General features: G+C 71.8%; 26 protein-coding genes and 1 tRNA gene. 7 read left to right on the plus strand and 20 right to left on the minus strand.

Features of this window, described 5'->3' with window-relative positions:
- Positions 1 to 71 precede the first annotated feature (71 nt).
- Positions 72 to 1,232 (plus strand): low temperature requirement protein A, encoded by a 1,161-nt coding sequence (locus ACTWLT_RS20870; RefSeq protein ID WP_445319820.1) that lies wholly within the window; start codon positions 72 to 74, stop codon positions 1,230 to 1,232.
- Between the two features lie 19 nt (positions 1,233 to 1,251).
- On the opposite strand, the gene ACTWLT_RS20875 is transcribed toward ACTWLT_RS20870, so the two are convergent.
- On the minus strand, positions 1,252 to 1,566 hold the full coding sequence (locus ACTWLT_RS20875; RefSeq protein ID WP_445319821.1) for a DUF3349 domain-containing protein: 315 nt from the start codon (positions 1,564 to 1,566) through the stop codon (positions 1,252 to 1,254).
- 319 nt (positions 1,567 to 1,885) lie between these two features.
- Here ACTWLT_RS20875 and ACTWLT_RS20880 point away from each other — a divergent pair, with 319 nt between their 5' ends.
- Positions 1,886 to 2,335, plus strand: coding sequence for a hypothetical protein (locus tag ACTWLT_RS20880; RefSeq protein WP_445319822.1), 450 nt, complete (start codon positions 1,886 to 1,888; stop codon positions 2,333 to 2,335).
- 75 nt (positions 2,336 to 2,410) lie between these two features.
- Here the strand turns inward: ACTWLT_RS20880 and ACTWLT_RS20885 are convergent, their stop codons facing one another.
- The 6 genes from ACTWLT_RS20885 to ACTWLT_RS20910 all read right to left on the minus strand — a co-directional run bounded on the left by ACTWLT_RS20885 (position 2,411) and on the right by ACTWLT_RS20910 (position 10,681).
- Positions 2,411 to 3,454 carry a P1 family peptidase gene (locus tag ACTWLT_RS20885; protein ID WP_445319823.1) on the minus strand — a complete coding sequence of 348 codons (1,044 nt, stop codon included), beginning with the start codon at positions 3,452 to 3,454 and terminating at the stop codon, positions 2,411 to 2,413.
- Between the two features lie 29 nt (positions 3,455 to 3,483).
- Positions 3,484 to 4,665, minus strand: a complete 1,182-nt coding sequence (locus ACTWLT_RS20890; RefSeq protein WP_445319824.1) for a low temperature requirement protein A — start codon at positions 4,663 to 4,665, stop codon at positions 3,484 to 3,486.
- 234 nt (positions 4,666 to 4,899) lie between these two features.
- Positions 4,900 to 6,618, minus strand: a complete 1,719-nt coding sequence (gene argS / locus ACTWLT_RS20895) for an arginine--tRNA ligase (protein ID WP_445319825.1) — start codon at positions 6,616 to 6,618, stop codon at positions 4,900 to 4,902.
- Positions 6,619 to 7,099: 481 nt separating this feature from the next.
- Positions 7,100 to 9,739: a TIM-barrel domain-containing protein gene (locus ACTWLT_RS20900; RefSeq protein WP_445319826.1), complete on the minus strand. Its 2,640-nt coding sequence runs from the start codon at positions 9,737 to 9,739 to the stop codon at positions 7,100 to 7,102.
- Positions 9,740 to 10,292: 553 nt separating this feature from the next.
- Positions 10,293 to 10,466, minus strand: coding sequence for a hypothetical protein (locus tag ACTWLT_RS20905; protein ID WP_445319827.1), 174 nt, complete (start codon positions 10,464 to 10,466; stop codon positions 10,293 to 10,295).
- Positions 10,463 to 10,681 carry a flavin reductase gene (locus ACTWLT_RS20910; RefSeq protein ID WP_357047073.1) on the minus strand — a complete coding sequence of 73 codons (219 nt, stop codon included), beginning with the start codon at positions 10,679 to 10,681 and terminating at the stop codon, positions 10,463 to 10,465. Before ACTWLT_RS20910 ends, ACTWLT_RS20905 begins: the two co-directional genes overlap by 4 nt.
- Before the next feature lie 369 nt (positions 10,682 to 11,050).
- Here ACTWLT_RS20910 and ACTWLT_RS20915 point away from each other — a divergent pair, with 369 nt between their 5' ends.
- The gene (locus tag ACTWLT_RS20915; protein ID WP_445319828.1) at positions 11,051 to 11,452 is read left to right on the plus strand and encodes a GntR family transcriptional regulator; all 402 of its coding nucleotides are present in this window, start codon (positions 11,051 to 11,053) and stop codon (positions 11,450 to 11,452) included.
- A gap of 338 nt (positions 11,453 to 11,790) precedes the next feature.
- Here the strand turns inward: ACTWLT_RS20915 and ACTWLT_RS20920 are convergent, their stop codons facing one another.
- Entirely contained in the window at positions 11,791 to 12,918 is a 1,128-nt protein-coding gene (locus ACTWLT_RS20920) for an FG-GAP repeat domain-containing protein (protein WP_445319829.1), read from the minus strand.
- 300 nt (positions 12,919 to 13,218) lie between these two features.
- Positions 13,219 to 13,290: transfer RNA gene (locus ACTWLT_RS20925), tRNA-Lys, on the minus strand.
- A 175-nt stretch (positions 13,291 to 13,465) separates the two neighbouring features.
- On the opposite strand from ACTWLT_RS20925, the gene ACTWLT_RS20930 reads away from it, so the two are divergent.
- Both ACTWLT_RS20930 and ACTWLT_RS20935 read left to right on the plus strand, forming a co-directional pair.
- Positions 13,466 to 13,768, plus strand: a complete 303-nt coding sequence (locus tag ACTWLT_RS20930; protein WP_252416283.1) for a hypothetical protein — start codon at positions 13,466 to 13,468, stop codon at positions 13,766 to 13,768.
- 147 nt (positions 13,769 to 13,915) lie between these two features.
- Positions 13,916 to 14,998 carry an NAD-dependent epimerase/dehydratase family protein gene (locus ACTWLT_RS20935; RefSeq protein WP_445319830.1) on the plus strand — a complete coding sequence of 361 codons (1,083 nt, stop codon included), beginning with the start codon at positions 13,916 to 13,918 and terminating at the stop codon, positions 14,996 to 14,998.
- Positions 14,999 to 15,010: 12 nt separating this feature from the next.
- On the opposite strand, the gene ACTWLT_RS20940 is transcribed toward ACTWLT_RS20935, so the two are convergent.
- The 7 genes from ACTWLT_RS20940 to ACTWLT_RS20970 all read right to left on the minus strand — a co-directional run bounded on the left by ACTWLT_RS20940 (position 15,011) and on the right by ACTWLT_RS20970 (position 20,892).
- Positions 15,011 to 16,219 (minus strand): hypothetical protein, encoded by a 1,209-nt coding sequence (locus ACTWLT_RS20940; RefSeq protein WP_445319862.1) that lies wholly within the window; start codon positions 16,217 to 16,219, stop codon positions 15,011 to 15,013.
- A gap of 96 nt (positions 16,220 to 16,315) precedes the next feature.
- Positions 16,316 to 17,506 carry a GNAT family N-acetyltransferase gene (locus ACTWLT_RS20945; protein WP_445319831.1) on the minus strand — a complete coding sequence of 397 codons (1,191 nt, stop codon included), beginning with the start codon at positions 17,504 to 17,506 and terminating at the stop codon, positions 16,316 to 16,318.
- A gap of 65 nt (positions 17,507 to 17,571) precedes the next feature.
- Positions 17,572 to 18,264 (minus strand): hypothetical protein, encoded by a 693-nt coding sequence (locus tag ACTWLT_RS20950; protein ID WP_252416280.1) that lies wholly within the window; start codon positions 18,262 to 18,264, stop codon positions 17,572 to 17,574.
- Positions 18,261 to 19,106: an ATP-binding cassette domain-containing protein gene (locus ACTWLT_RS20955; protein ID WP_445319832.1), complete on the minus strand. Its 846-nt coding sequence runs from the start codon at positions 19,104 to 19,106 to the stop codon at positions 18,261 to 18,263. Before ACTWLT_RS20955 ends, ACTWLT_RS20950 begins: the two co-directional genes overlap by 4 nt.
- Entirely contained in the window at positions 19,103 to 19,441 is a 339-nt protein-coding gene (locus ACTWLT_RS20960) for a PadR family transcriptional regulator (protein ID WP_252416279.1), read from the minus strand. The genes ACTWLT_RS20955 and ACTWLT_RS20960 overlap by 4 nt, the downstream gene beginning before the upstream one ends.
- A 108-nt stretch (positions 19,442 to 19,549) precedes the next feature.
- Entirely contained in the window at positions 19,550 to 20,269 is a 720-nt protein-coding gene (locus ACTWLT_RS20965) for a PP2C family protein-serine/threonine phosphatase (protein WP_445319833.1), read from the minus strand.
- Between the two features lie 62 nt (positions 20,270 to 20,331).
- Positions 20,332 to 20,892 (minus strand): helix-turn-helix domain-containing protein, encoded by a 561-nt coding sequence (locus ACTWLT_RS20970; RefSeq protein ID WP_445319834.1) that lies wholly within the window; start codon positions 20,890 to 20,892, stop codon positions 20,332 to 20,334.
- A 56-nt stretch (positions 20,893 to 20,948) separates the two neighbouring features.
- On the opposite strand from ACTWLT_RS20970, the gene ACTWLT_RS20975 reads away from it, so the two are divergent.
- Positions 20,949 to 22,244 (plus strand): benzoate/H(+) symporter BenE family transporter, encoded by a 1,296-nt coding sequence (locus tag ACTWLT_RS20975; protein ID WP_445319835.1) that lies wholly within the window; start codon positions 20,949 to 20,951, stop codon positions 22,242 to 22,244.
- Between the two features lie 128 nt (positions 22,245 to 22,372).
- Here ACTWLT_RS20975 and ACTWLT_RS20980 read toward each other — a convergent pair whose 3' ends face one another.
- The 4 genes from ACTWLT_RS20980 to ACTWLT_RS20995 all read right to left on the minus strand — a co-directional run bounded on the left by ACTWLT_RS20980 (position 22,373) and on the right by ACTWLT_RS20995 (position 24,319).
- Positions 22,373 to 22,744 (minus strand): hypothetical protein, encoded by a 372-nt coding sequence (locus ACTWLT_RS20980; protein ID WP_252416275.1) that lies wholly within the window; start codon positions 22,742 to 22,744, stop codon positions 22,373 to 22,375.
- 50 nt (positions 22,745 to 22,794) lie between these two features.
- Complete coding sequence (locus ACTWLT_RS20985) at positions 22,795 to 23,046, minus strand: hypothetical protein (RefSeq protein ID WP_252416274.1); 252 nt, start codon at positions 23,044 to 23,046, stop codon at positions 22,795 to 22,797.
- Between the two features lie 79 nt (positions 23,047 to 23,125).
- On the minus strand, positions 23,126 to 23,587 hold the full coding sequence (gene mscL / locus ACTWLT_RS20990; RefSeq protein ID WP_445319836.1) for a large conductance mechanosensitive channel protein MscL: 462 nt from the start codon (positions 23,585 to 23,587) through the stop codon (positions 23,126 to 23,128).
- 39 nt (positions 23,588 to 23,626) lie between these two features.
- Complete coding sequence (locus ACTWLT_RS20995; RefSeq protein ID WP_252416272.1) at positions 23,627 to 24,319, minus strand: FadR/GntR family transcriptional regulator; 693 nt, start codon at positions 24,317 to 24,319, stop codon at positions 23,627 to 23,629.
- A gap of 179 nt (positions 24,320 to 24,498) precedes the next feature.
- On the opposite strand from ACTWLT_RS20995, the gene ACTWLT_RS21000 reads away from it, so the two are divergent.
- Positions 24,499 to 25,650 (plus strand): MFS transporter, encoded by a 1,152-nt coding sequence (locus ACTWLT_RS21000; RefSeq protein ID WP_445319863.1) that lies wholly within the window; start codon positions 24,499 to 24,501, stop codon positions 25,648 to 25,650.
- Positions 25,651 to 25,658: the final 8 nt, after the last annotated feature.

The following is a 25,658-nucleotide window of genomic DNA, read 5'->3' on the forward strand; positions in this document are numbered from 1 at the left end:
CCGCTTTCGCCTCCGGCGGTCCGTCCCAGGTGGTACGACGGACACAGGGCGTGCCACCGGGAGGAGCGCCGATGGTGAGCAGGCCCGAACGGCTGCTGCGCGGAAGGGACGTGCCGCTCAGCGCCTCCTTCCTCGAACTCTTCTTCGACCTGGCGTTCGTCCTCGCCCTCAGCCAACTGGCGCAGCACTTCCTCGCCGACCTCAGCCTGGTGGGTGCGCTGCGCACCGCGCTGCTGCTGGCCGGTGTCTGGTGGATCTGGGTGACCACCACCTGGCTCGCCGACTGGTACGACCCGGAGGCATTGCCGATCCGAGGGCTGCTGGTCGGCGCCACGCTGGGCAGCCTGCTGGCCGGCGTGGCGATCCCGAAGGCACTGGACGGGCGGGGCCTGCTCTTCGCCGGCGCGTACGTCGCGGTCCACCTCGCCCGTGGCACCGTCACCGCTCTCATGCTGCGCGGTCACCCGCGGCAGAGCCGGGCGCTGCGGATCCTCACCTGGTACAGCGTCTCCGCCGTACCGTGGCTGCTCGGCGCGTTCCTGTCGGAGTGGCGGGTGCCGCTGTGGGTGCTCGCCCTCGCGATCGACTTCATCGGCCCACGACTCGGCTGGCCCACGCCGTTGCTGGGGCGGGCCCGGCAGGAGGAGCTGCACCTCGCGGGCGAGCACTTCGCCGAGCGGTACCAGCAAATCATGATCATCGCGCTCGGCGAACTCATCCTCGTCGCCGGCCTCACGTACGCCGGCACCCGCCTGAACCTCCCGGAGACCGCCGCCTTCCTGCTGGTCTTCGCCAACGCCGTGCTGATCGGTCTGCTCTACGTGACGCCCGCCGGCCAGCGCCTGGGCCCGGCCATCGAGCACGCCGACCCGTCCCGGCTCGGCGTCGTCACCAGCTACCTGCACCTGGTGATGATCGCCGGGATCGTGGCCACCGCCGTCGGGGCGGAAGTCGCCATCGCCCACCCCACCGAGATCGGCGGCACGACCAGCGTCCTGGTCGTCCTGGGCGGACCGACCCTCTTCCTCCTCGGGCGGATCCTGTTCTCGATCGCGATCCACCGGCGAATCTCCTGGCCGAGAGTGGTCGGCCTGTTCGCGCTGGTCGGCGCGGCGGTCGCCCTGCGACTACCGCTGCTGGCGGTCAGCGCGGTCGCCACCGGGGTGCTGCTCGTGGTCGCCGTCCTGGACCGGGCCGGCATCTTCACCTTCCGTCCCGCCCGAGCCCGCTGACGACCGACGTCAGCTCCGGTCACTCCCCCGGTTCGCCCGTCACCTCGTCATCGGCCACATAGCCGGCCGAAGCCAGCCGCTCCCGCACCCTCTCGATGTCGCGCGCCAGCGGCCGTACCTGGCCGGCCACAGCCGCGGTGGCGTCGTGAGCGACGAGGGCAGGCTCACCACCGACCAGTTCGGCGACGACGGCGGCGAGGTTGCGGTCGGAGAAGTCGGGCCACAGGACGACGAGAAGGGCACGGTAGTCCTCGTCCGGCACTCCATCGGGGTACGCCCTCCGCAGGATCGACAGCTCTCGTGCGAGAGCGGGTGGCAGCATGCGAGCCAGCATGGCAGGAGCCTGCGCCTGCAAGCCCCGCCCGAGGCACGCCCGGCTGCTAGCCTGCTGCGGCCTCAACAGTCAGTACGGGGGATGGCTGACCATGAATTGTCTGAAGTGCGGTATCCAGCTTGATCACCCGGGACAGGGTCACAGCTGTGTGGGCGGCCCCGTTCCCGTGACCCCGCCGCCAGCGCGGTGGCAAGCGGCCCTGTGGGCTCTGGTGGCGCTCGCCGTGATGCTCGCAGGGCTGTCGATGGTCCGGGCGGGGATCAGCGCCGACGTGCTGACGCCGCCAGGCGGGAAGGTTGTCACCGTACTGTCGATTGCCGTGCCCTTGGCCCTCTTCTTCGCCTTCCTGGCCTGGTCCAACGCCACGAAGGACGTCGTCGAGGCCCACGGAGGCACGGTCGCGGCGGTCCGGAACTGGGCGATCTCCGGGGGCTCGATCATCCTCGTCCTGTCGTACCTCCTGCCGATGAAGACGCCGACGGCGTTTCACGTCGTCCGGGCGGCGGCCGCGATCCTCGTCATCATCGGGTCGCTGATCACCCACAACCGGGTCAGTCGCCGGCTCGCCGAGCCGGCGGCGCCAGCGACCGCCGCCGGCCCGGCCGGCTTGGCGGACGACGTTCCGCAGCAGCGGCAGAGCGTGTCGCCGACGGCGGGGACTCCGCTTCCGGCCGAGCCGCAGCCCGAGGACTGGAACGCCGCCCTGTGGGATCCCGAGGTCCAGAGGGACATCGAGCGGAGGCGCCGCCAGAGCACGCCACCCGCCTGACCTCGGTCGTCGTTTACGACACGGAAGCCGTGGTCGGCGAGCACTCCGGGCTGGCGATCACCCTCACCGGCCCGGTCAGGCCGGGTCCGCCAGCCGGCCCGCCGCGGACAACCGTCGGACCACCGCCTCGTGTGGAACGGCGCGACTGGTACGACCGGCCATCCCGGTGGTGGTGGTTGCGGTGAAGAGGGAGTTGAGCAGCGCTTCCTCGACCGAGTCCAGGACGGCGGCGAAGACCGGGTTGATCTCCCCGTCCGGGATGGGACGCTGGTCCGGCTCTGCGGTGCTGAACGCGATCGCGTAGTCGCCGCTGCCGTTGCTGTAGGCCGCCCCGACCCGACCCATCGCGAAGACCGCCCGCCGGGCGAGCCGCCCGAGCTGCCGGGCATCCAGGGGTACGTCGGTGGCCACCACGATCATGCAGGAGTTGCCAGGGGGCTCGATCCGGTCGGCGTCCGGGACCAGCTCGTCGACCGGCATCGGGACGCCGAGTACGGTCAGCAATCCGCCGAAGTTGGACTGGACGAGGGCACCGACGGTCGCTGGACGGTCGGCCACCCGTACCGTCCTCGACGAGGTGCCGATGCCGCCCTTGAAGCCCAGCGTCGTGGTGCCGGTGCCGGCCCCGACGCAGCCCTCCGCCGGCGGCCCGCCGGACGCCCCCGAGATGGCGGCGAGCACGTGCCCCTCAGTGATCGGACGGCGGCGGATGTCGGAGAGGTGGCCGTCGTTGGTCTCGCCGACCAGAGGGTTGAACGACAGAACCTCAGGGCGACGGTCCATCAGGTGACTCAGCAGCGCGTCCGCCGCCCGGAAGACGGACAGCGTTGCGGTCAGGACGATCGGCGACTCCAGTACGCCGAGTTCGTCCACCTGTGTCGAGCCGACGAGCTTGCCGTGGCCGTTGCCGGAGTGCACGGCGGCCGGCAGGGTCCACCGTTCCGGGCGGAGTTGGCTCGGCACCACGGCGGTGACACCGGTGTGCAGGTCGGCGCCGTCGTCGATGGTGGTGTGCCCGACCAGGATCCCGGCGACGTCGGTGATCGCGTTGTGCCGGCCGGTCGGCAGCGGCCCGACGACGATCCCGAGGTCGCGGGCGCGGCGGCTCAACTGGTCCATGCTGCTCCTGTCGTCCGTTGTGGTTCCGGCTAGCCGGGTGGTGACGGCGCCTCAGGTTCGTGCCCTCGCGCGTGGGCGGTGTCGGCGATCGCGACCCCGGCCAGGACCGCGGTGGCGGCGAGGGCGGCCACGAGCGGCGACACGAGGAGCATGACCGGTGCCAGAGCGGCCAGTGCGATCAGCCCGATCGGTCGATCTCGGGACACCCGGGCGAAGACGGCGTACTCGAAACGGGAGCGCCCGACCAGGAACAGCGCGGGTCCGCCGAGAATGACCGCGATCCAGGCCGTCTCAGGGCGACCGGACGGGTGGACGATGACGAGTTTGGCGCCGACGGCGGTGACGACGACACCGGCCACCATGACCAGGTGGGCGTAGAACGCCGACAGGCCGAGACGCGCGGGGTCCGAGGATCCCGCGATGGCTGCCGCGGACAACTCCCCGGCGCGGTAGAGGTAGATGCGCCAGAGCAGCACCGTGGTGGCCATCGACACCACGAACGCCGTGGTCCGGTAGGGCGCGAAGCCCTCGCCGCCAAGAGTCGAGGCGGAGACCAGGATCAACTCGCCGAGCGCGATGATGAAGAACTGCCGGTGCCGCTCGGCCAGGTGCTCGGCCGCGCTTGGCAGTTCGGAGCTGGGCGAGCGCCCCAGGCCCGGTGTGGGATAGCGGAGCTTGCCGCCCAGATAGTCGATGGCCACGGCGAACGTCCACAGTGCCTCGCGGGCCGTGCCGTGCACCAGCGCACCCGCGACCCACGGCACGGCAGAAACGGCGAACCAGACAAGCGTCCGTACCGCGCCGCGCTGCAACTCGTGGCCCCGCAGGGCGACCAGAAGGACCAGACTGCGACCGACCTGGAGGACGACGTACGCGCCCGCGAAGACCAGGCCCTGCGCGCCGAACACCTCAGGCAGCGCGACCGCCATCACCAGGCTGCCGACCAGGGTTGCGATGACCAACAGCTGTATCGCCGGCCGCTGCGGGTTGAACCTGTCCGGCACCGTCGCCGTGCTGCACCACACCCACCACACCGCCAGCAGCAACACCAACGTGTGGAAGGCGCCGCGCCACGTCAGATCCTGGCTGAGCACCTGCGAAAGCTGGGAGAGCACGTAGACGAACGCCAGGTCGAAGAACAGCTCCAGGAACGTCGCCCGTTGCGGATCCCCCGGCTTTCGCAGGAGCTTGGCTGCCCTACTCGTCGTCATCGACTCGCCTGTCCGTGGCTTCTGACCGCATTGAGGCATTCGTACCACGTAGGAGCGTTGACGCACCCTGAACTGAGGTGGCGCCTCATGACTTGGGCGGCGGCGGTGGAGACCGGTACCTTCCTTCGCCTGCCCTGCTTGCGGCTCGCGCCGCCCGTTGCCAGGTTGCGGTCGGTGTCTCGATGCTTGGGCCGCTGCTCGTCACCGACGACGGAATCTGCCATCTCGTTCCGATCACATCCGTTCGGGAGTGCGGATGCCAAGCAGATACAGTCCCTGCCCGAGCACCCGGGCGGTCACGTCGCAGAGCACCAGCCGGCTTTCCCGGACCGGTCCGTCGGCCCGCAGCACGGGACAGCGTTCGTAGAACGCGCTGAACGTGGCGGCCAGCCGGTACAGGTACCCGGCCAGGTGGTGGAACTCCAGGTTCTCCGCCACCTCGCCAACCACCCTGCCGAAGCCGACCAGCTCGAAGGCGAGCGCCCGCTCGGCCGGCTCGCCCAGCGAAATGCCCGCCTCCGGCCGGGCCGCCACGCCGGCCCGCCGGAAGATCGACCGGATCCGGGAGTACGCGTACTGGAGATAGGGCGCGGTGTTGCCGTCCAGCGAGAGCATCCGTTCCCAGTCGAGCACGTAGTCCTTGTGCCGGTCGCTGGACACGTCGGCGTACTTGATCGCGCCGACCCCGATCGCCCGGCCCACCTCGGCCGCCTCCTCCTCGCCGAGGTCCGGGTTCCGCTGCCGGGTCAGCGCGGTGGCCCGGGCTACCGCCTCCTCCAGCAGCCCGACCAGCTTCACCGACCCGCCGGCCCGGCTGCGCAGCATCCGCCCGTCCGGTCCGAGGATCGAGCCGAACCCGACGTGCTCGGCCCGGGCCGGCGGGGCCAGCCAACCGGCCTGCGCGGCGGCGGCGTACACCATCTCGAAGTGCCGCCGCTGCGGCAGCCCGACCACGTAGAGCAGCCGGGTCGCGCCCAGCGTGCCGGTCCGATGCCGGACCGCCGCCAGGTCGGTGGCCGGGTAGCCGTAACCACCGTCGGACTTACGCACGATCAGTGGCAGCGGCTCCCCGTCCCGCCCGACCGAGCCGGGCGGAAACACGCAGGCCGCGCCGTCGCTCTCCCGCAGCAGACCCAGCCGGTCCAGCTCCTCGACCACCGGACCGAGCAGGTCGTTGTAGCTGCTCTCGCCGTGGAAGTCCCGCTCGGTCAGGGTGACGTCAAGCAGGTCGTACACCGTCAGGAAGTACCGCTCGGACTGCTCCACCAGAAGCCGCCACAGCCGCAGCGTCGCCGGATCGCCACCCTGCAGGGCCACCACCCGCCGCCGGGACCGCTCGCGGAACGCCTCATCGGCGTCGAACTTGACCCGGGCCGCCTTGTAGAACGAGTCCAGGTCGCCCATGGAGAGTTCCTGTGCCGCCTCGGCCCCGCCCAGGTCGACCAGATGCTCGATCAGCATCCCGAACGGCGTGCCCCAGTCACCGAGGTGGTTGGCCCGCACCACCTGGTGCCCCAGCCACTCCAGCAGCCGGGCCGCCGCGTCGCCGATCACCGTCGAGCGCAGGTGCCCGACGTGCATCTCCTTCGCCACGTTGGGTGCCGAGTAGTCGACCACCACGGTCTCCGGCGCGGCGACCACCGGCACCCCGAGCCGCGAGTCTCTAGCTAGCGCGGAGACCAGCCCCGCCATGGCATCGTCGGCGACGGTCAGGTTGAGGAAGCCCGGCCCGGAGACCTCCGCCGCGCTGCACAGGTCAGCCAGCTCGGCGTGCTGTAGCACCTCGGCGGCGATGGCCCGCGGCGGCCGGCCGAGCCGCCGGGCCAGTGCCAGCGCCGCGTCGGACTGGAAGTCCGCGCGCTGGGAGCGCCGCACAACCGGGTCCACCGGCACGCCGGCGACCGTCGCGAACGCCGGCGCCAGCCGGTCGGTCAGCAGTTTCTCCAGATCCATGGGTACGCCGATCTCGCTCGGATCCGCCGCTCGCGGATCACCGGAAGGGGATGCGGGCGGACCGAGGACGATCGAGGATGACCGGCGGCTCGATCCGCCGGTCGCAGAGAATGGCTCAGCGCAGGCGGTCGTTGGACCGCCGGCGTCGCAGCGCGCCGAACAGGACGTCAGAGGACGCCGTCGGGAACGCGTGCGAACTGGTCATGCCGGCAGCCTAACCGGCCGGGCCAGGGAGAGTGCAACGCCATTGCCCGGGCTGACCGGCACTTTCGCGGAGAAACCGTGGCGCGCAGGTCGAGGTCGCGGCGGTGTCGGAGCACGCCGCCATTTCGCCGCAGCCGACGGGCGTCCGGATCACGGTGCCGCCGGAATGGCCGAGTCCGCCGGCCGGGTGGGTTCCCCACCCGGCCGACGTCCGGACCCGCCCTGGAAGCCGCCCCGGAAGGCTGGCGGTGGTGGTGCCGGTCTGGGACTGACCGTCTCAGTGCTTCTTGAACACCGGCATGGTGTCCAGGGTGGTGGTGATGTTCTGCGTGGTGCCGCCCCGATACGTCTTCCCGGTGAAGATGTCGGTCCAGCTGTTGCCCGGCGGGAACCACACCGACGTCGTGGCGGTGTTGCCGGGCGTCGTCACCGGTGCCACCAGGTAGTCCGGGCCGTAGAGGTACTGGGAACCGGCGGTGGCGTACGCGGCCTGCTCATTCGGGTACGCCAGGTACATCGAGCGGACGATGGGCGTACCCGTGCGAGTGGCCTCCTTGGCTGCGGCGTAGGTGTACGGCAGCAGCTTCTCCCGCAGGTTCAGGAACTTCTTGGCCGACGCGTTCGCCGCCGGGCCGTACTGCCAGGGCAGCCGGTCGCTGTGGTTGGAGTGCAGCCGGTCGATCGGCTGGAACGTACCGAACTGGACCCACCGGGCGTACAGGTCGTCGGGCAGTTTGGTGCTGCCCGGTTCGCTGCCCGGCTCCTGAAGGCCGCCCGTGTGCCCGCCGATGTCGTGGCTGACCGCGGCCAGCCCGGTCGCGGCCGACTCGCCCGGCGTGTAGCCGACCTCCATCTGCAGGGTCTGCCAGTCCGAGGTGGTGTCGCCGGTGAAGTGCAGCGTGGTGCGCTTGTCGGCCCACGGTCCGGTCGACACCGGGGTCGGGCTGCTGTAGCCGCCGGCCTGCAACGAGCCGTACGCCCGGGAGAAGGCGAAGCCGGTCTTGTCGGCGTACTGCTGGTTGATCCATGCGTCCGCGGTCACCCCGGCGAGCGAGGACTTCGTGTTGTCGCAGCACCAGTCCAGCCACCAGAAGTCCGGGCCCTTGGTGCCCTTCGGCAGCATCCCGTCGTGCAGCTGCATGTACGCCTTGAGCTGGTCCGGGTCGCCGAAGTCGAACGCGTAGCAGTCGGCACCGCCGTTGCAGCCGACGCGCTGGAGCTTGCCCTTCGCGGTGGCCTGCGCCTGCGCGAACTTCGGGTCCGAGCCGAGGATGCTGGGGTGGATGTTGATACCGGTGTGCAGGCCCTGCTTCCTGGCCCAGTCGAAGAACGCCTTCGGGTCGGGGATCCGGGTGGGGTCGATGCTCCAGCCGTTCCACTTGTCCGGCGCCTTGACGTCGGTGTCGAGGACGAGCACATCCATCGGCACGCCCTCGGCCTTGGCCCGGGTCACCAGGTCCTGGAACTCGGTGGCGGTGCGGTCGTAGTACTCGGAGTACCACACCCCGTACGCCCACTTCGGCAGCAGCTTCGTGGGCCCGGTCAGGGTCGACAGGTCCTTCAGGCCACGGGTGAAGTCCTGCCCGTACGCGAAGACGTAGCCGTCCTGCTCGGCAGCAGGCCGGGGCTTGGTGTTGCTCAGGGCCGAAGCCGAGTCGTCGAGCAGGTACCAGCCGTCCTGGTAGAGCAGGCCCGGAGCGGTAAGCGCGGAACCGGTCACGCCGTCCAGGCCCCGGCGGTAGCCGCCGAGCGGCGCGTGCGGAGCGAGTAGCGGGGAGCCCTTGCTGGTGACGGCGACCGTGTCCACGTTGACGTTGCAACTGGCATCCGTGGGGCACCCCAGCGTCACGGTGTTGGTGCCTTGGTTGAGGTGGACCGGGACGGAAACGGTGTTCCAGTAGTCCCATCCGCTGGTCGGTGGAAGGGTCGCCGTGACCGGCGCCGCCGTTCCCGCGGTGACCGACATCGTGCGCGCCTGGCTCGGCTGGGAGCCGGCCTGGCCGTTGGCGTACCGGATCTGCACCTGGTAGTCACCGGCGGACGGAACATCCGTCACGGTGAGCGCGTCAGCGGACGTGGTGCTTTCCAGGCCGGCCAGGAATCCCGTACCGGAAGCGCCGTTGTGGTCGTTCGCGGGCTTCGCGCCGCCGGTCAGCGCGCCGGTCTCGGCCTCGCCCAGCGTGCCGAACCGCAGGGGCTGCGGCTGGGGCGGGGTCGGCGCCGGGAACGAATCACCAGGGTTGGCCACCGCGAGGCTGTCGACGTTCACGTTGCCGGAGTCGTTGGGACCCCGCACGACGCTGATCTCGTGCCGGCCCGCGGTGAGGTCGACCGGCACGTTGGCCAGGCCCCAGGTGTCCCAGTTCGCGGTGGGCGGCAGTGTCAGCGTGCGGCCGGCGTCGCCGTCGACCTGAACCGTCAGGGTGCGGGCCACGTTCTGGCCGTCGCCGCCGGTGCTGTTGGCGTAGCGGACGGTGAGCTGTTTCGTGCCGCCTTCCGGAGCATCGAGCGCGAACTTGATTGAGTCGCCGGACGAGGCAAAGCCGGCCGCGAAGCCGCGTCCGGTATATCCCCGGTGGTCGGTGGCCACGCCGGGGCCGCTCAGCTGCAGCGATTCGGCCTCGCAGAGAGCGCCGAACGCGCAGGCCGGGGCGGTGTGGCCGGCCCAGGGTCGGCCCTGCACGGTTTGCTTGCCGGTCTTGAGCTGCACAGTGAGGTTGTCGGCGGTGAACGCGCCCGAGCCGACCTGGTAACGCAACGTCATCGCGCCGGTGTCGATGGTGAGCCAGCCGTGATCGATGCGCTTGGTGAAACGCGTACGGGGGAAATCATCGCGCCCGATGGCGTTGAACGTGGCGGCGTCGGTGAACCTGCCGTCCTTCTGGTACTCGGTGCGGATCAGGGTCGGGGACAGCACTTCGAAGCGTGCGTTGCCCGACCGAACGGCTTCGTCTTTCGCCTGGTTGTGGCTGGCCTGGGCCGGCGCGGACGGAGCGAGTATCAGCCCCGTGATGAGAATGCCGGTGGCGGCGGCTGCTGTCGCGCCGCGGCGGCGTGAACTCCGATAGAGCAAGGTGCGCTCCTCGTCTCATATGGAGGAAATGAGTCGATGACAACGCTGTCACTGGACGGAAACACATGTCAACGGACCTTGGAGGGTGTCCCTTCTCTCTTCCGTCCGGGGTCGTAGATCTACGCGGTGGTGTCCTTGGCGGCCACTTGCGACGCGCTCAAACGACTCGGCGAGGCGCTCGACTGATGACCGGCTCGCTGCTGTGCCGACCCCGATCGCGGCGAAAGCGACCCCGGTTGGGGTCGCCGACCTGCGTAAGAGTGGGCCGCCAGGGACTCAAATCCTGAACCTATGGATTGCCGGCGACCCGAGCGGATCAGGTGCGGTGCGAGGTCATCCGGGCTGCTGACGCGCTTCTCGGCCGGGTTCGGCTGGCACGGTTGCTGTACTGCTGGCGTCATACGAGGCGTTGGACGCGGACCTTCGGGCGCTCGTTTCTCAGGTGGCTTTGCTTGTGCTGGCGGACCTGCTCGTCCCAGACCTCCTGGTCATAGTCCGGGTCCGGCGCGATCCACCGGTGGGAGCCGTCGCTGTAGTGGAACTTCTCGTCGCCGGGCCGCAGGATGCTCATCGGGTCCAGCCGAGGAACCGATGGTGCAGGTGGCCAGCGGGGACGTGGGCCAGGTCCTGCGCGGCGTCGACGAGTTGGGCTGCCAGGTAGAGAGCGAGCGATACCGGCGCTCGGTCGTATTCCGCTCGTAGCTCTCGACGGCGGGTGTGGCAGGGCCAGTCGGCGCCGCAGCCACCGCAGGTCCAGGCCGGCGTGATCGGGAGGTGGGTCGTCACTTGGGCTCCCTCCGCCCGGCTGGCGGTTCCGATGACGGAGCGGATAGCCGGCCGTCCTCTGACGGCCAGTGACCTCGGTTGATCGGGATTCGATGCCTCGAACGGCAGGGCAAGTCGCCTCCGCATCGGCAGACCTTCCGCCATCGCTCCCAGGACCAGTCCGGCTGGTGCCGCCTTGCCAGGGTTAGCGCGACGGCCACCAAGTACTCCTCGTACGACACGCGAGGCACAGGTCTCCCCTCGGGCCTTTGTCGATCTCACGGTCGGCGGAGCCGATCGCCGGCTGTTGTCCCAGCTCATGTCACCGTAACGACGTAGGACTGTAGATACAATAAGATGTAGAACTGTTGGACACGTAGCGTCACATTCGTGATCGACCCCAGTGCGGATCGCGCCGTGTTCCGGCAGCTCGCAGACCTCCTGCGAGACCGGATCACGTCTGGCGACCTCGCACCCGGCGCATCGCTACCGAGCGAGTTGCGACTGGCTCAGGAGTACGGGCTGAGTCGCACGAGCGTCCGACAAGCGGTAGCGCTACTCCGGTCGGAAGGGCTCGTGATCGTGGAACCCCCGCGCGGCACGTTCGTCCGCGCCGACGAGCCGACCGAAACGGTGACCCTCCTCAAGGGCGACACCGCGACCGCGCGTATGCCGACCCCGGCTGAACGGCGCGAACTGGAGATCGGTGAGGGCATCCCGGTCATCGTGATTTTCCGAGCCGACGGATCCCGCGAGCTGTACGCCGCCGACCGCATCCGCGTCGGCCGCTGACCCTGTCGTAACCGTCGACGAACCCCGTCGGGGGGATGCGGTGTCAAGGTGTCGGCCGCCGCCAGCCGATGGCAACCCGCGTCGGGGAGCAGGTAGCGAGCGCCGTCGGTTCACGCTCGGGGTCAACCCGCACCGGCGCTCGTGCTGCCTTCTTGCTGCCTCGCTGCCTGACCTCGGCTCTTAGGATTGCCAAAATGGCCGAAGCACCCGGAGGATCCCGGGCGCTTCGTCCGTTGGCGGGCCCTGCGGGGGCCTGATTAATACTTGCTTGGTCAGGCCGTTTCGCCACCCAACAGTTCCGACTGGCCGTTCGTCTACCGCCCTCCCCGGTCCGGCGCTTAGATGGCCGGGAAGAACCAAAGGATGTCGCTCAGGCCGTTGGCGTTCGGCACGACGATGTCGTCCCGCCCGTCCCCGGTGAAGTCATCCACCACGGGCGTGCCGGCAACACCGGGCGTGGCCAAGGTGGCCGGGGCCTGGAAGGTGCCATCACCGTTGCCGAGCATCACCAGCACGCCGTAGTAGCCGCCGCCGAACGCGAGATCCGCGCGACCGTCGCCATCGAAGTCGCCGGCGGCGGCGGTCCGCTCACCTTGCCCGAAAGCGAGCGTGCGCTCCTCGGTGAAGGTGCCGTCGCCGTTGCCCGCCAGGTAAAGGGCGTCGCCCCACTCGGATCCCGGTACGAGCGCGTCGACCCGACCGTCGGTGTTGAAGTCGGCGAGCACGGCCGGGCTGCGGGGAGTCGGTAGTTCGTGCCACACCCCGGGCGCGAAGGTGCCGTCGCCCGCGTTCAACCAGGTCACCACCCGGCCATAGCCGCCGCCGGTCGCCACCAGGTCGGTGTGGCCGTCTCCGTTGAGGTCTGTCCCGGCCAGCCCGTCGTTGGCAGTCGGCTCGGCCGCTAGAGTCGCCCCTGGTGTGAACCGGCCCCGTCCGTCATTGCGCAGCACCTGGACCTGCTCTCGCCCCGCGAGGGTCAGCGCCAGGTCGACGTCTCGGTCACCGTCGAGGTCGGCCGAGACCAGGTTTCGGGGGATGCTGTTCGAGGCCAGGTCGATCACCCGGGGCACCCGGAACCGGCCGTCGCCTCGACCGAGAGCGACCACCACCTGATCGAGCTCGATGTCGACGATCGTGGCGACCAGGTCCCGCCGGCCGTCACCGTCAACGTCGGCGAGCTCGACCGAGCGGGGCGCGCCGTCGAGGGCCACCACGGTCCCGGTCCGGAAGCCGGTCGCCCCCTGGCTGAGCAGGATCGAGACCCGGTCCGCGTCCGTGTGCGCGACCGCCAGGTCGGGCCGCGCGTCGCCGTCGAGGTCGCCGGTGGCCATGGCGCCCGGGACGGCGCCCGTCGCCACGTCGACCGGCGGGCCGAAGTTGGTGGTCCCGGCGGTGGCGGCGGTCGGGGTGACGGCCGTCAGCAGGGCGACGGCCAGGGCGGGCACCCCGAGGGTATGAATTGGCATGGGTGATCCTCCCGTGTAAACCCGGACCGGTCCTTCCCCGGCCTGGGCAGGGACCAGCCTCGCGCGCGGTGGGATAAGGCCGGGTTAAGCCTGTGCTAACGCCCACAACGAGGGCCCGGCTCGGACGGAGTCCCGCCCAGGGCCTCGTGTGGAGCGGCTAACGGAACCGAACCCGAACTGTCAGCTTGGGAATCGGATTGATCCGTACGGTCGGTAGGCACTACTGCTGTACTTCGCTGCTGTACCGGCCGGAATGACACCAACAGCGGCCCCGCAAAGGGCCGCTGACCTGCGTAAGAGTGGGCCGCCAGGGACTCGAACCCTGAACCTATGGATTAAAAGTCCACAGCTCTGCCATTGAGCTAGCGGCCCGCGCGCTCAGGTTACCCGACAGCGCCGGCCAGCGACTCTCGGCTTCCGGCCACCCGTCGATGCCTGCGTCGCGCGGGCCATCCGTCGATCAACACGGCGTCGGGGTGCCCGGCTGGTCCGGTTGAGGGGATCAACCGGATGCATGGGTGCGGGCCGGTGGGGAATCGGGACAGGCATGAGGATCAGCGGGACTCCGGCGGTGGCGGCGTCGGGCGAGGAGATCGGGCCGGACGGCGTACGCGAGCCGGGTGGTGAGGTGCACGCCTGGCTGCCCGGCCAGAACCAGACCGTCTGCGGGCTGGCGCTCAGCCGGACCCGGTTGCGCCGCTTCCCGCACGTGCGCTTCGACTACTCGGGCACCGATGTGCTGACCGAGGCCGACCCGGTCGGCTGGATCTGCCCGCGCTGTCTGGCGGCGACGACCGGCCGACGCGGCAAGGAGAAGCACGGCTGGGTCCGGGACTCCCCCCGCCCCTGATCAACTCGGTATCCCGGAAGTCGGGCTGTCCAGCCCACCCGGATAGCCCGACTTCCAGGAAGTCGAGTGGATCAAGCCGCGCCGTGCCAAGCCGCGCCGGACCAGGTCGGGCGGTTGGCGGGCCGCTGGACGGGTACGGGGTCGGACATGCGGATCGTGGTGGTGGGGGCGAGCGGCAACGTCGGTACCGCTCTGCTGCGCCGGCTGGGCCGGGAGCGGGGCGTGGATCTGGTCGGGGTGGCTCGGCGGCTGCCCGGGCCGGAGGCTGGCGAGCCGTACGACCGGGTGAGGTGGCACTCCTGCGACATCGGCGCGCCGGGTGCGACGGGGAAGCTCGTCGAGGTGTTCGCGGGCGCGGACGCGGTCGTGCACCTGGCCTGGCAGATCCAGCCCAGTCACGACCAGCGGGTGCTGCGGCGGACCAACGTCGACGGCAGCCGGGCCGTGTTCGACGCCCTGGTCCGCGCCGGCGTGCCGGCGCTGGTGTACGCCTCCTCGGTCGGCGCGTACGCGCCCGGCCCGAAGGACCACCCGGTCAGCGAGCGCTGGCCGGCCACCGGGGTCGCCGGCTCGTCGTACAGCGAGCACAAGGCGGAGGTGGAGGCTCTGCTGGACAGGATCGAGCAGAGTCACCCGACGCTCCGGGTGGTGCGGCTGCGACCCGGGTTGACCTTCCAGCGGGACGCCGGCGTGGAGATCACCCGCTACTTCCTCGGCCCGCTGGCGCCGGTGCGGCTGCTGCGCTACGGCTGGATCCCGCTGGTGCCCAACAACCGCCGGCTGCGGATGCAGGCGGTGCACGCCGACGATGTGGCCGACGCGTACGCCCGGGCGGTTCTGGGTGACGTGCGCGGCGCCTTCAACGTCGCCGCGGACCCGGTGCTGACCCCGGAGCTGGTGGCCCGGCACTTCCACGGCTGGACGGTGCCGGTCGCCTCGCCGGTGCTACGGGCGGCGGCGGCGCTGACGTGGCGGACGCGGTTGCAGCCGGTCGACCCGGGGTGGGTGGCGTTGGCCCTGAACGCGCCGCTGATGTCCAGCGAGCGCGCGGAGGCCGAGCTGGGCTGGCAGCCCAAGATCACGGCGCTCACCGCGCTGAAGGAACTCTTCGCCGGGATGGCCGACGGTGGCCACACCGGCAGCCCGCCGATGTCCGGTGCGTCGGACCTGCCCGGCCGCCCGGCCGGCCTGCTCCGCGCCCGCATGGCCGGCCAGGGCAACCCCTACTGAGGTACGCCGGGCTCAGCTCAGTCTGGAGCCGGTGACGGTGGGGTTGCGGGCGCCGAGGAAGAAGATGCCGGGGAAGCCCCGGGTCTCGAACTTGCCGCTCGGGTTGCGGCGCAGGGTGGACTTCTCGATCGTCATGGTGCCGGTGCGGTTGTTGCTGACGAAGAAGACCGCGCCGCCGCCCTCGTTGGCCCTGTTGTTCTCGATGATGGTGCCGGCGATCCGCACGGTGAACTCGTTGCCGTCGCAGTAGATCGCGCCGCCGCTGCCGCCGCCGGGTGTGCCGGACTTCGCCGGGTTGGCGCCGCTGCCGATCGCCTCGTTGTGGCTGAGCACGCTGTTCAGCACCACCCACGACACGCCGATGCTGCTCAGCGCGCCCCCGTTGGAGCAGGAACCGCCCTGGCCGGCGGTGCCGCCGAAGGTGCTGCCCACCACGTACACCGGCTTGTTCTCGTACTGGCTGAGCACCCGGATGGCCGCGCCGCCCAGGTCCGGGCCGGTGCGGTCGCAGCGGTTGCGGACGAAGCGGGAGTTGACCACCTTGAGTCGCCCGCCGCGTACGAAGATCGCGCCACCGCCGCCGCCCTCGGCCCTGTCCCCGGTGGAGTTGCCCTCGGCGAAGGTCAGGTTCTGCACGGTGAGCTGCGGGTGGTCCTGGTTCTGGCAGTGCGAGGTGGTCCAGCCCTGGGCCTCGTCACAGGTGTTCATGTAGAGGATGCGGCGCTGCCCCTGGCCGCTGAGCGTGACCGTGCCGCCGCCGTCCAGCACGACCTTCGGCCCGTTGGCGTTGCGGACCTTCGCGGTGGCGGCCATCTTGATCGTCACCGGTGCCGGCCCGCAGTTGAAGGTGATGATCCCGCCGGCGGCGACGGCCTTCACGACCGCCGCGGAGGTGCAGCTCGCCGGGGTGCCGGTGCCGATGGTCCGGGTCGGCTTCGACGTGTCGACGGCTCGTCCCTCGGCCGGCACGGTGGCGTTGCCGTTCGGGTTGCCGGCCGCGAGCGCCTTGCCGGCCGGGGTGGCCGGCTTCGGGCTCGCGCTGGCCCCGGGGCCGCCGAGACCGTCCCGGCCCGCCGGCGCGACGCCCTGGTCAGCTGTCGACAGCGCCGCCGGGTCGCCCGAGGAGCCGGGCTGCGAGGCCGGGGCCGGGTCGCTGGGCGCGCAGGCGGGCAGGGTCGCGGTGGCGACACCGAGGACGAGGAGGGCGGCAAGCGACGTCATGCGCACCCCGTGATGCTAGGAGCCGGGACGGCGTCCGGGCGAATTCGCCATGCCGGCTTAACCAGCTGCTAAAACTCGGCTGCCCGGCGAGGGTGCTCAGAAGTCGGCGAAGACGTACGGGACCCGGCGGGGGAAGATGCCGCGCAGCTCGGTGGCCGCGTCCGCCGGCACCTCACCCAGCCCGCGCAGCGGCAGCTCGGCCGGGTCCAGCACCCCGTACGCCAGGGCCGAGAGCCCGGCGGCGGTGAGTGTGGCCGTCGGCGTCCGGCCGTCGGCGTCCGAGGTCACCTCCAGCGACCCGCTCGTGCCGTCCAGCAGGTGGCTGCCGGCCAGCCAGCGGTCACCGGTCAGCTCGATGCGGACCCGGCCCGGCCCGGTGGGCAGCCCGTGCAGCGCGGCCACGGACAGCAGGCGGGCCATCGGGGCGGACGATCCCGGCCGGGCGGCCCGCGCCTCGACGTGCACGGCCAGGTCGGTCAGCCACAGCTCCGGCAGCTCGTCGGGGGGGACCTGGACGGTGATCCGGTCGACCTGGTCGACGTGCCGGGAGAAGAACTGCAGCAGCAGCGCCCGGGCGAGCGGATCGGCGTACAGCAGCTCGTTGCCGATGAGGGTGCCGCCGTGGTCGTCGATCCGGTACGTGACCGCGCCGGTGACCGCGTCGCCCACGCGCGCGGTGAGCAGCCAGTGCTCGTCCCGGTCGCGCAGCCCGACGGCGCGGTACTCCGGGAAGACCGAGAAGCCGTGCCGTTCCCGCAGGCAGCGCTCGGTGAACCCCCGCCACGCCGGATAGGCGGCCCCGATCCGCTCCCAGCGCACCTCGCCGGGCAGTTCGAGGCGCAGCAGCGAGCCGAGGTCGGCGGGGGCGAAGGTGACCGTGCGCGGCTTGGGCAGCCCGGCGTAGCCGAACCGGGCGTAGAAGCTGGGCCGGAACGGGTAGAGCGCGCTGAGCGCGTGCCCCTCGTCGCGCATCTCGTCGAGGAGTTGGTGCAGCAGCGTCCGGACGTGCCCCTGCCGGCGGGCCAGCGGGTGGGTGGCCACCCCGGCGACGCCGGCCATCGGCAGCACCGTGCCGCGCAGGTTCTGCCGCATCGGGATGGCCGAGGCGGCGGCCAGCGTGCTGCCGCCCTCCTCGACGATGAGCGTCCGGTTGTCCGCCTGGTAGGGAAGGTAGTCGCGGAACGCGTCGACCCGGGCGGCACCGAGCGGTGACGACTCGAAGGCGTACGCGGCCAGCGGAAAGCTGGTGGTCAGGCGTTCATCGGCGGTCACCCGGCGCACGGTCATCCGACCATCTCAACCTGCCGTGATGGTCGGAGCAACCGGATTGGCGCAATCCGCCAGCGCGCCGCTCAGCCGACGGGCAGGTGCCGCAGGTGCCGACGGCGGCGCAGCCGGACGCTGGCGACCGCGGCCACGCCGAGGACCAGCAGGGTGGTGACGGCGAGCCCGTGCAGCGCCCCCCGGGACAGGTAGCCCTCGTCGGTGTGGTCCACCGCCCAGGTGGCGATCTCCCGACTCGACCAGAACGGCGTCAGTTTCGCCCCCGACCCGGCCGGGTCGATCAGCATCTGCACGGTCACCACGGTGAGCAGCAGCAGCGTGCCCTCCAGCTCCCGGGGCAGCAGCGCGCCGATCAACATGCCGAACGGCGCCGCCACACCGACGGAACAGAGCATCGCCGCGGCCAGACCGGCGTAGCGCAGCTCCGCGCCGTCGACCAGGGGCAGCAGGAAGAACGGTACGGAGATCACCAGCCCCACCGTCCAGAGCCCCAGCATCCGGCCCAGATAGAGGTGGTGCGGGCGGTAACCGGCCAGCCTCAGCCTCGGCTCCAGCTCACGGGCCGCGGTGGTGGCGAAGAGCGCGGCGGTGCTCACCGCCCAGCCCACACCGAGCAGCAGCGAGCGGACCGACTGCCCGAGGTAGGCGTCCCGCCGGATCAGGTAGAAGGTCAACGGCATCAACAGCAACAGCAGGAGTACGCCCCGACGCCGCAGCAACTCCCGCAGGGTCATCTCGGCGACGGTGAGGAGCCGGTTCACGGGTGACCTCCCTGGACGCCGGGCGCGAGCCACCCGGGCTGTGGTGTCGGGGTCAGGTCGAGCACGGTGTCCACCCGGTCGAGCTGGTTGAGCAGGTGGGTCACCACGACGATCGCCTTGCCCGCGTCGCGCAGCCGGGCGAGCTGATCCCAGAAGTTGACGTAGGTGCCCTGGTCGAAGCCCTGGTACGGCTCGTCGAGCAGCAGCACGTCCGGATTGCTGAGCGTGGACATGGTCAGGTTGAGCTTCTGTCGGGTGCCGCCGGAGAGGTGCCGGGCCAGCATGTCGCCGCCCGCCTCCCAGCCGAGCTGTCGGGCCGCTGCCCGTCCGGCGCGGCGGGCGGGCCCCCGGGCCACTCCCTGACCGGCGCCGACCAGCACGAAGTGCTCGTCGGCGAGCAGGAAGTCGGCGGTGCCACCGGACTGCGGGCAGTAGCCGAGCCGCCCGGAGATGGTCACCTCACCGGCGTCGGGCGAGACCAGCCCGGCGCAGATCCGCAGGAAGGTGCTCTTGCCACAGCCGTTCGCGCCGACCACTGCGGCGATCTGTCCGGCCCGGACGGTCAGCGTCGCGTCGCTCAGCACCGTCCGCCGGCCGTACCGCTTGGTGATGCCCCGGGCGTGCAACCGGACCGGCCCGGGGCGCGGTCCGGGCGCGGTGCCGATGCTCTCCACGATCGCGGCCGCGTACTGGTGGGGTGGACCGAAGACGACCCACGGGTCGCCGCCCCCCTCGCGCAGGTGTGTGGCGGCCTCGGCGACCACGTGTCGGGCGGCGTCCACCGCGACCCGGCGCTGGTGCAGCTCGGCTGTGAACGTACGCAGCCAATCGTCGGCGTTCACCCGGCGACCCCCTTCGTGACGACGTCGCTCACCGGGGCGACGAAGGCGAGCCAGGCACTGCCGCCCTGGCGCAGCGCCTCCCGCCCGTCGTCGGTGAGCCGGTAGTACTTGCGGGCCGGCCCGGCGGTGCCCTCCCGCCACTGCGCGGTCACCAGGCCGGTGCGTTGCAGGCGCAGCAGCACGGGATAGAGCGTGCCGCCCTGGATCGGCCCGACTCCTGCGGCGTCGAGCGCCTGGGCGAGCTGGTAGCCGTACGACTCGCGCTCCCGCAGCAGGGCCAGGACGCAGATGTCGAGCACCCCCCGCAGCCACTGCCCGCGCCGGTCGGAATCCACCCGGCGGACAGTAGCGGCATCAGCTAGATGGCACAACTACCTAGTGGGTCGACCGGAATCGCCACGGCCGGTCGTTCGCCCATCGACCAGGTCGGACCTGCGGCCGGGTCAGCGGGTCATGACGTCGGAGACGACGACGGTGACGTTGTCGGGTGCGCCCGCGTGGTGGGCGAGCTTCACCAGCTGCTCGCCGCACTGCTGGCGGTCGGAGTACATGCCCAGAGCCGCCGCGATGGCCTCGTCCTCGACGTAGTCGGAGAGGCCGTCGCTGCACAGGAGCAGCCGGTCGCCGGGGCCCACGGTGAGCACGCCGACCGCCGGTGGGGTGTCGGCGCCCTGCACGGCCCGGGTCACCAGGGACCGCTGCGGGTGGTGCCGGGCCTGCTCGGGGGAGAGCGTGCCCTGGTCGACCAGTGCCTGGACGAACGTGTCGTCCCGGGTGAGCTGGGTGAGCTCCCCGTCGCGCAGCAGGTAGCAGCGGGAGTCGCCGACCTGGGCCAGCACCAGCGTCTCGCCGGCCAGCAGTGCCGCGGTCAGCGTCGTACCCATGCCCTCGCGGGTCGGGTCGACGGTGATGGCGGCGTGGATGCGCTGGTTGGCGGTGCTGACCACGGCGCGTAGGGCATCGGCGGCCTCGTCGGACTCGGTCGGCGGTGCCAGCTCGTCCAGGATCCGGATCACGATCTCGCTCGCCACCTCGCCCGCGGGCAGCCCGCCCATGCCGTCGGCGACGGCGATCAGGCGGTCACCGGCGAGGGCGGAGTCCTCGTTGTTGGTCCGGATCAGTCCGATGTCGTTGAGGATGGCCGAGCGGAGGATCAGCGTCATGGGGTCCAGCTTGCCAAGAACACCCCACCGCCGTCTCTACGCCCACCGCCTATGTCGAGAAATCAGCGGCGCGGGTACCGCAGCAGCAGACTGGCGGCGACCTCTTCGTCGCCCACCGCGGTGTAGCTGTGCGGCACGTCGGAGACCCAGCGGAGGTGACCGCCGGCCGGCGCGGTCAGCGGCGCGTCCACCGGGCCCGCGCACAGGACACCGGCGAAGACGGTGACGTGTTCGGTGACCCCGGGCTGGTGGGCGGGGGAGAGCTGCCCCGGTCCGGGCGCGACCCGCATCCGGTACAGCTCGTAGGTCGCGTCGGCGTCGGTGAACACCTCCAGCAGGGTGGCACTGACCGCGGTGCCGTGCACGGTGGGCGCGGCGGCCGGCTCGGCCAGCACGGCGGTCAGCGGCACGCCGAGGTGCGCGGTGACCGCCCAGAGTGTCTCCAGCGTCGGGTTGCGGGTGCCGCGCTCCAGGCCGGAGAGCGTGGCCTTTCCGACGCCGGCGAGTCGGGCCAGTGTGGACAGCGAGATCCCCCGCTCCTCGCGGAGGGCGCGGACCCTGCGGCCCACGACGGCGGGATCCACGTCGAGGCCCGGACGGCGGGCTGGTGGTGGGTGCGGCACCCGGCTATCGTGCTACACGCTGTCGTTCCGTAAACGGAACAGTCGGGAGGATGCGGATGGCCGGACGCACGCAACCGGTGCTGGCCGGCGTGGTGACCGCGCTGGTCGGCTTCGCCAGCTCGTTCACCGTCGTGCTGGCCGGGCTCCGGGCGGCCGGCGCGTCGGACGCACAGGCGGCCTCCGGCCTGCTCGCGCTCTGCGTGGCGTGCGGGCTCGCCGCCGCCTGGCTGGGCGTACGGCACCGGGTGCCGATGAGCGTGGCCTGGTCCACGCCGGGTGCGGCGCTGCTGGTGGCGACCGGGCCGCCGCCGGGTGGATGGCCGGTCGCGGTGGGCGCGTTCCTCGTCTCCGGTCTGCTGATCGTGGCGGCCGGGTTGTTCCCGCCGCTCGGCCGGGCGGTGGCCGCCATCCCGAAGCCGGTCGCCGGCGCCATGCTCGCCGGGGTGCTGCTGCCGCTGTGCACAGCGCCGGTCCGCGCGTTGGTCGAGCTGCCCGCGGTGGCCGGCCCGGTGGTGGTCGCCTGGCTGCTGCTGCACCGGTTCGCCCGCCGCTGGGCGGTGCCCGGCGCGCTGCTGGTGGCGGTGGCGGCCATCGCGCTGACCGCACCGCCGGCCGGCCTGGCCGTCGGGGAGCTGACCCCGTCGGTCACCCTGACCGCGCCGGCCTGGAACGCGTCCGGGCTGGTCGGGCTCGCCCTCCCGCTGTTCCTGGTCACCATGGCCGCGCAGAACGTACCCGGCATGGCGGTGCTGGCCGGCTACGGCTACCGCCCGCCCTTCGGCGCCGCCCTGCGCGCCACCGGCCTGGCCAGCCTGCTGGCCGCCCCGGCCGGCGGGCACGCGGTGAACCTCGCGGCGATCACCGCCGCGCTGGCCGCCGGCCCCGACGCGCACCCCGACCCGGACCGCCGGTGGGTCGCCTCGGTCACCGCCGGCGTCGGCCTGGCCCTGCTCGGGCTGGGTGCCGGCGTGGCCACCGCGCTGGTCGCGGTCGCCCCGCCCATCCTCATCGAGGCGGTCGCCGGGTTGGCGCTGCTGGGTGCCCTGGCCACCGCACTCGCCTCGGCGGTGACCGACCCGGCGACCCGTGAGGCCGCCGTGGTCACCTTCGTGGTGACCGCGTCGGGGGTGACGCTGATCGGTGTGGGCGGCGCGTTCTGGGGGCTGGTCGCCGGCTGCCTGATGTTGCTGCTCTTCCGCCGCCGCCCACCCGCCGCGCCGGACCAACCCGCTCCGGCGGTGCCGCGTCCCGAAGCGCTGGCCGACCCGCTGCCGGCGGTGCTTCGGCCCGAGGCGCTGGCCGACCCGCTGCCGGCCGCCGGCCGGCCTGGGTCTGACTCCCTTTCGAGCTGAATCGTCTACGACATCACCCTGGCTGAATCGTCTACGACATCAGCTCCAAAGGCGACGGGTGCGGATACCCGGACCCGTCGCCCCAGCAGCGCCGAGGACTGCGTCGAGGACTGCGCTGCCCGGCCGAGCTACTCCTCGGGAGGAAGGTCGGCCACGCCGACCGTGAGGAGCACCCGGCCGTCCGTGACGGCGGCGATCCGGTCGGCCGGGACGTACACCGCGCCGGTCCCGGCCAGCTCGGTGGAGACCTTCAGGTAGCCGCCGTGCAGCAGCCGGGCCGCCAGGTCGGCCGGGACCTCGGGCTCGTCGACCGCCGTGGCCTCGATCAGCTCGTCCAGGCTGCTGCCCGGATCGGCGGTCGGCGCCTGCACGGTCACCGCGTTCGGGTCACCCCGCTGGACGAGATCCACCGTGCCGACCTCGGCGCCGGCGGGGTCGATCACCGGCATCCCGGTGGTGATCCGCGAGATGGTCGCCTGCTGCTCGTCCTGGGGGTTCATCCCATCGCGGTTCCCGGGGCGGTACGCCGCTAAACGCCGTCGTCGACCGCTCAGCCGTTCGTCGGGGTCCAGCCGCCCGGTGGGCGCGGGGACAGCTCGCGCCAGGTGTCCGGGCCGTCGAGCAGCGCCCGTACCGTGTCCTCGGCCTCGTCCGCACTGCCGTACTCGTAGAACCGGGAGATGCCCTCGGCGCCGCCGGCGCGCTGCTCGACGTGCCACCGGTCGGCGTCCACCCGGAGGAAGACGTCCCGCCGGGCCAGTCGCCCCCATTTCCCGTTCCACCAGTGCTTTCGCTGCTCCATGGCGGGACTCTATCGAACACACGTACGAGAAGATGCGGCCCCTGCGGGATTCCCGCAGGGGCCGATGTGCATCCGTCGGTCAGCGCGGTGCCGGCGGCTCCGTGCGGCGGCCCAGCACGTCGTCCAGCGCCCCGCGCTGCTGGCCCGGAGCGGTGTGACCGGCGGAGACCAGCGCGTCCCGGATCTCGGTGAGCAGCTTGACCTCCTCGCTCGGCGCCGCCGGTGGCGGCTCCTCGCCCCGCTGGCGCCGCTCGGCCAGCTTGTTCATCGGGAACACCACGAAGAAGTAGAGCACCGCCGCGGTGAGCACGAACGTGATGAGGGCGTTGAGGAAACCCGCCCAGTCCATGAAGTTGCCCTTGCTGATCTCCCATTGACCAGCGAACTGGTCATCCCCGCCGCCGACCAGCTTGATGATCGGCTTGAGGAAGGAGGTCGTGAGAGCGGTGACCACGCCGGTGAACGCGGCGCCGATCACGATGCCGACCGCCAGGTCGACGACGTTGCCGCGCATGATGAAGTCTTTGAAGCCCTTGAGCATCCGTACTCCCGAGGTGTCCGGTTTTCCGTCCGGCACAACCTATGCCCCTCCGGCGGGCTCCAGAAAAGCGCCGGCTTCGATCGCCGCCAGCGCCGGGTCACCGGCCCGGATCGCCTCCACCAGTCGGGTGTGGTCGACGTAGCGCTCTGGTGTGAGCACGTCCCCCATTGCCTGGGCGACGGTGCTGCGCAGGGCGGCGCCGACCGAGGCGTACAGCTCGGCGAGCATCGCGTTGTGCGCGGCGGCGACCACCGCGGTGTGCAGCGCCGCGTCCGCCTCGACGAACGCGTCCACCCGACCGCCCTGCCAGGCCGCCTCGCGCTCGGCGAGCGCGCCGTCGAGCGCCGCCAGGTCGGCTGGGGTGCGCCGCAGAGCGGCGAGTCGGGCGGCCTCCACCTCGAAGGCGCGCCGCACCTCGATGACCTCGGTCATCCGGTCGTCGCCGAGCTGTCGGGCCACCACCGGCGCCAGCTCGTCGGTGGACACCACGTACGTGCCGGAGCCCTGCCGGCACTCCAGCACGCCGGCGTGCACCAGGGCGCGGACGGCCTCACGGACGGTGTTGCGCCCGACGCCCAGCGCGGCGACCAGTTGCGGCTCGGTGGGGATGCGGGCGCCTACCGGCCACTCGCCACCCAGGATCCGGGCGCGGAGCTGCTCGATGGTCTGCCGGACGCGGTGGCCGCGGGGCGGCACCGGGGGCGCGGAAGCGGAATCGACCGACGGTGGCACTGGTTACATCACCGGTCCCAAATTCATCCCATGATTGTAGGTTAGAGGTCATGACCCCGCCACCGACCGCCGCTCCGGCGCCCCCGGCCCCCGTCGCCGTCACTCCCGGCCCGGCGCTCGACCCCGGCAGGGGCCGACGGACGCACCCGGCGACCGGCGGCGCGCTCGTGCTGGTCGGGATGCTGCTGGTCGCGCTCAACCTGCGCGCCGCGGTCACCAGCCTCGGCGCACTGCTCGACGAGGTCCGCGACGGGCTGGGGCTCTCCGGAACCACCGCCGGCCTGGTCACCACCCTGCCGACCATCGCGTTCGCCGGCCTCGGCGCGCTCACCCCGTGGCTGGTCCGCCGGGTGGCGCCGGCCCGGGTGCTGGTGGTCGCCATGCTCGCCCTCGCCACCGGCCAGGTGCTCCGGGTCACCACCGACTCGACCTGGGTCTTCATGATCACCAGTGCGCTGGCGCTGGCCGGCATCGCGGTGGCGAACATCCTGCTGCCGATGCTGGTCAAGCAGCACTTCCCGCACCGCACCGGCCTGGTCGCCGGGGCGTACACGATGGCTCTGACCGTCGGCACGACGGTCGCCGCGGCCTCCGCGGTGCCGATCGCGCACGCCTTCGGGTCCTGGCGGGCGGGGCTCGGCGTCTGGGCCGGTTTGGCCGCGGTGGCCGTACTCCCGTGGGTGCCGCTGGCGCTGCGGGCCAGGGCGGCCGCACGGCGGGCGACCCCGACGGCGGCTGTCTCCCCGCCGGCGCGGATCCGGCCGGCGCGGACCCGACTGGGCTGGGCCATGGCCATCTACTTCGGTGCCCAGTCGCTCAGCGGGTACGCGATCATGGGCTGGCTGGCCCAGCTGTTCCGCGACGCCGGCTACCAGCCCGAGTCGGCCGGGCTGCTGCTCGCCGGAGTGACCGCGCTCGGCGTGCCCATCGCCCTGGTGATGCCCACCCTGGCCGGCCGGCTCGCCACCCTGCGCCCCCTGGTGCTCGGGCTGACCGCCGCGTCCACGCTGGCCTACCTGGGGCTGGCACTCGCCCCACACGGCGCCGCGCTGCTCTGGGTGACCCTGCTGGCCATCGGCCAGGGCGCGTTTCCGATGATCCTGACCGCCATCGGTCTGCGCGCCCGCACCGCCGAGGGAACCGTCGCGCTCTCCGCGTTCGCACAGAGCACCGGGTACGTGATCGCCGCCCTCGGCCCGCTGATGGTCGGCATCCTCTACGAGGTCACCGGCGGCTGGAGCGCGCCGATCGGATTCCTGCTGGTAGCGCTCGCCGTGCAGGCGGCGGCGGGCATGGCGATCGCTCGTCCCCGCTACGTCGAGGACGAGTGACGAGCGAC

It is taken from the genome of Micromonospora yongxingensis (assembly GCF_052601155.1).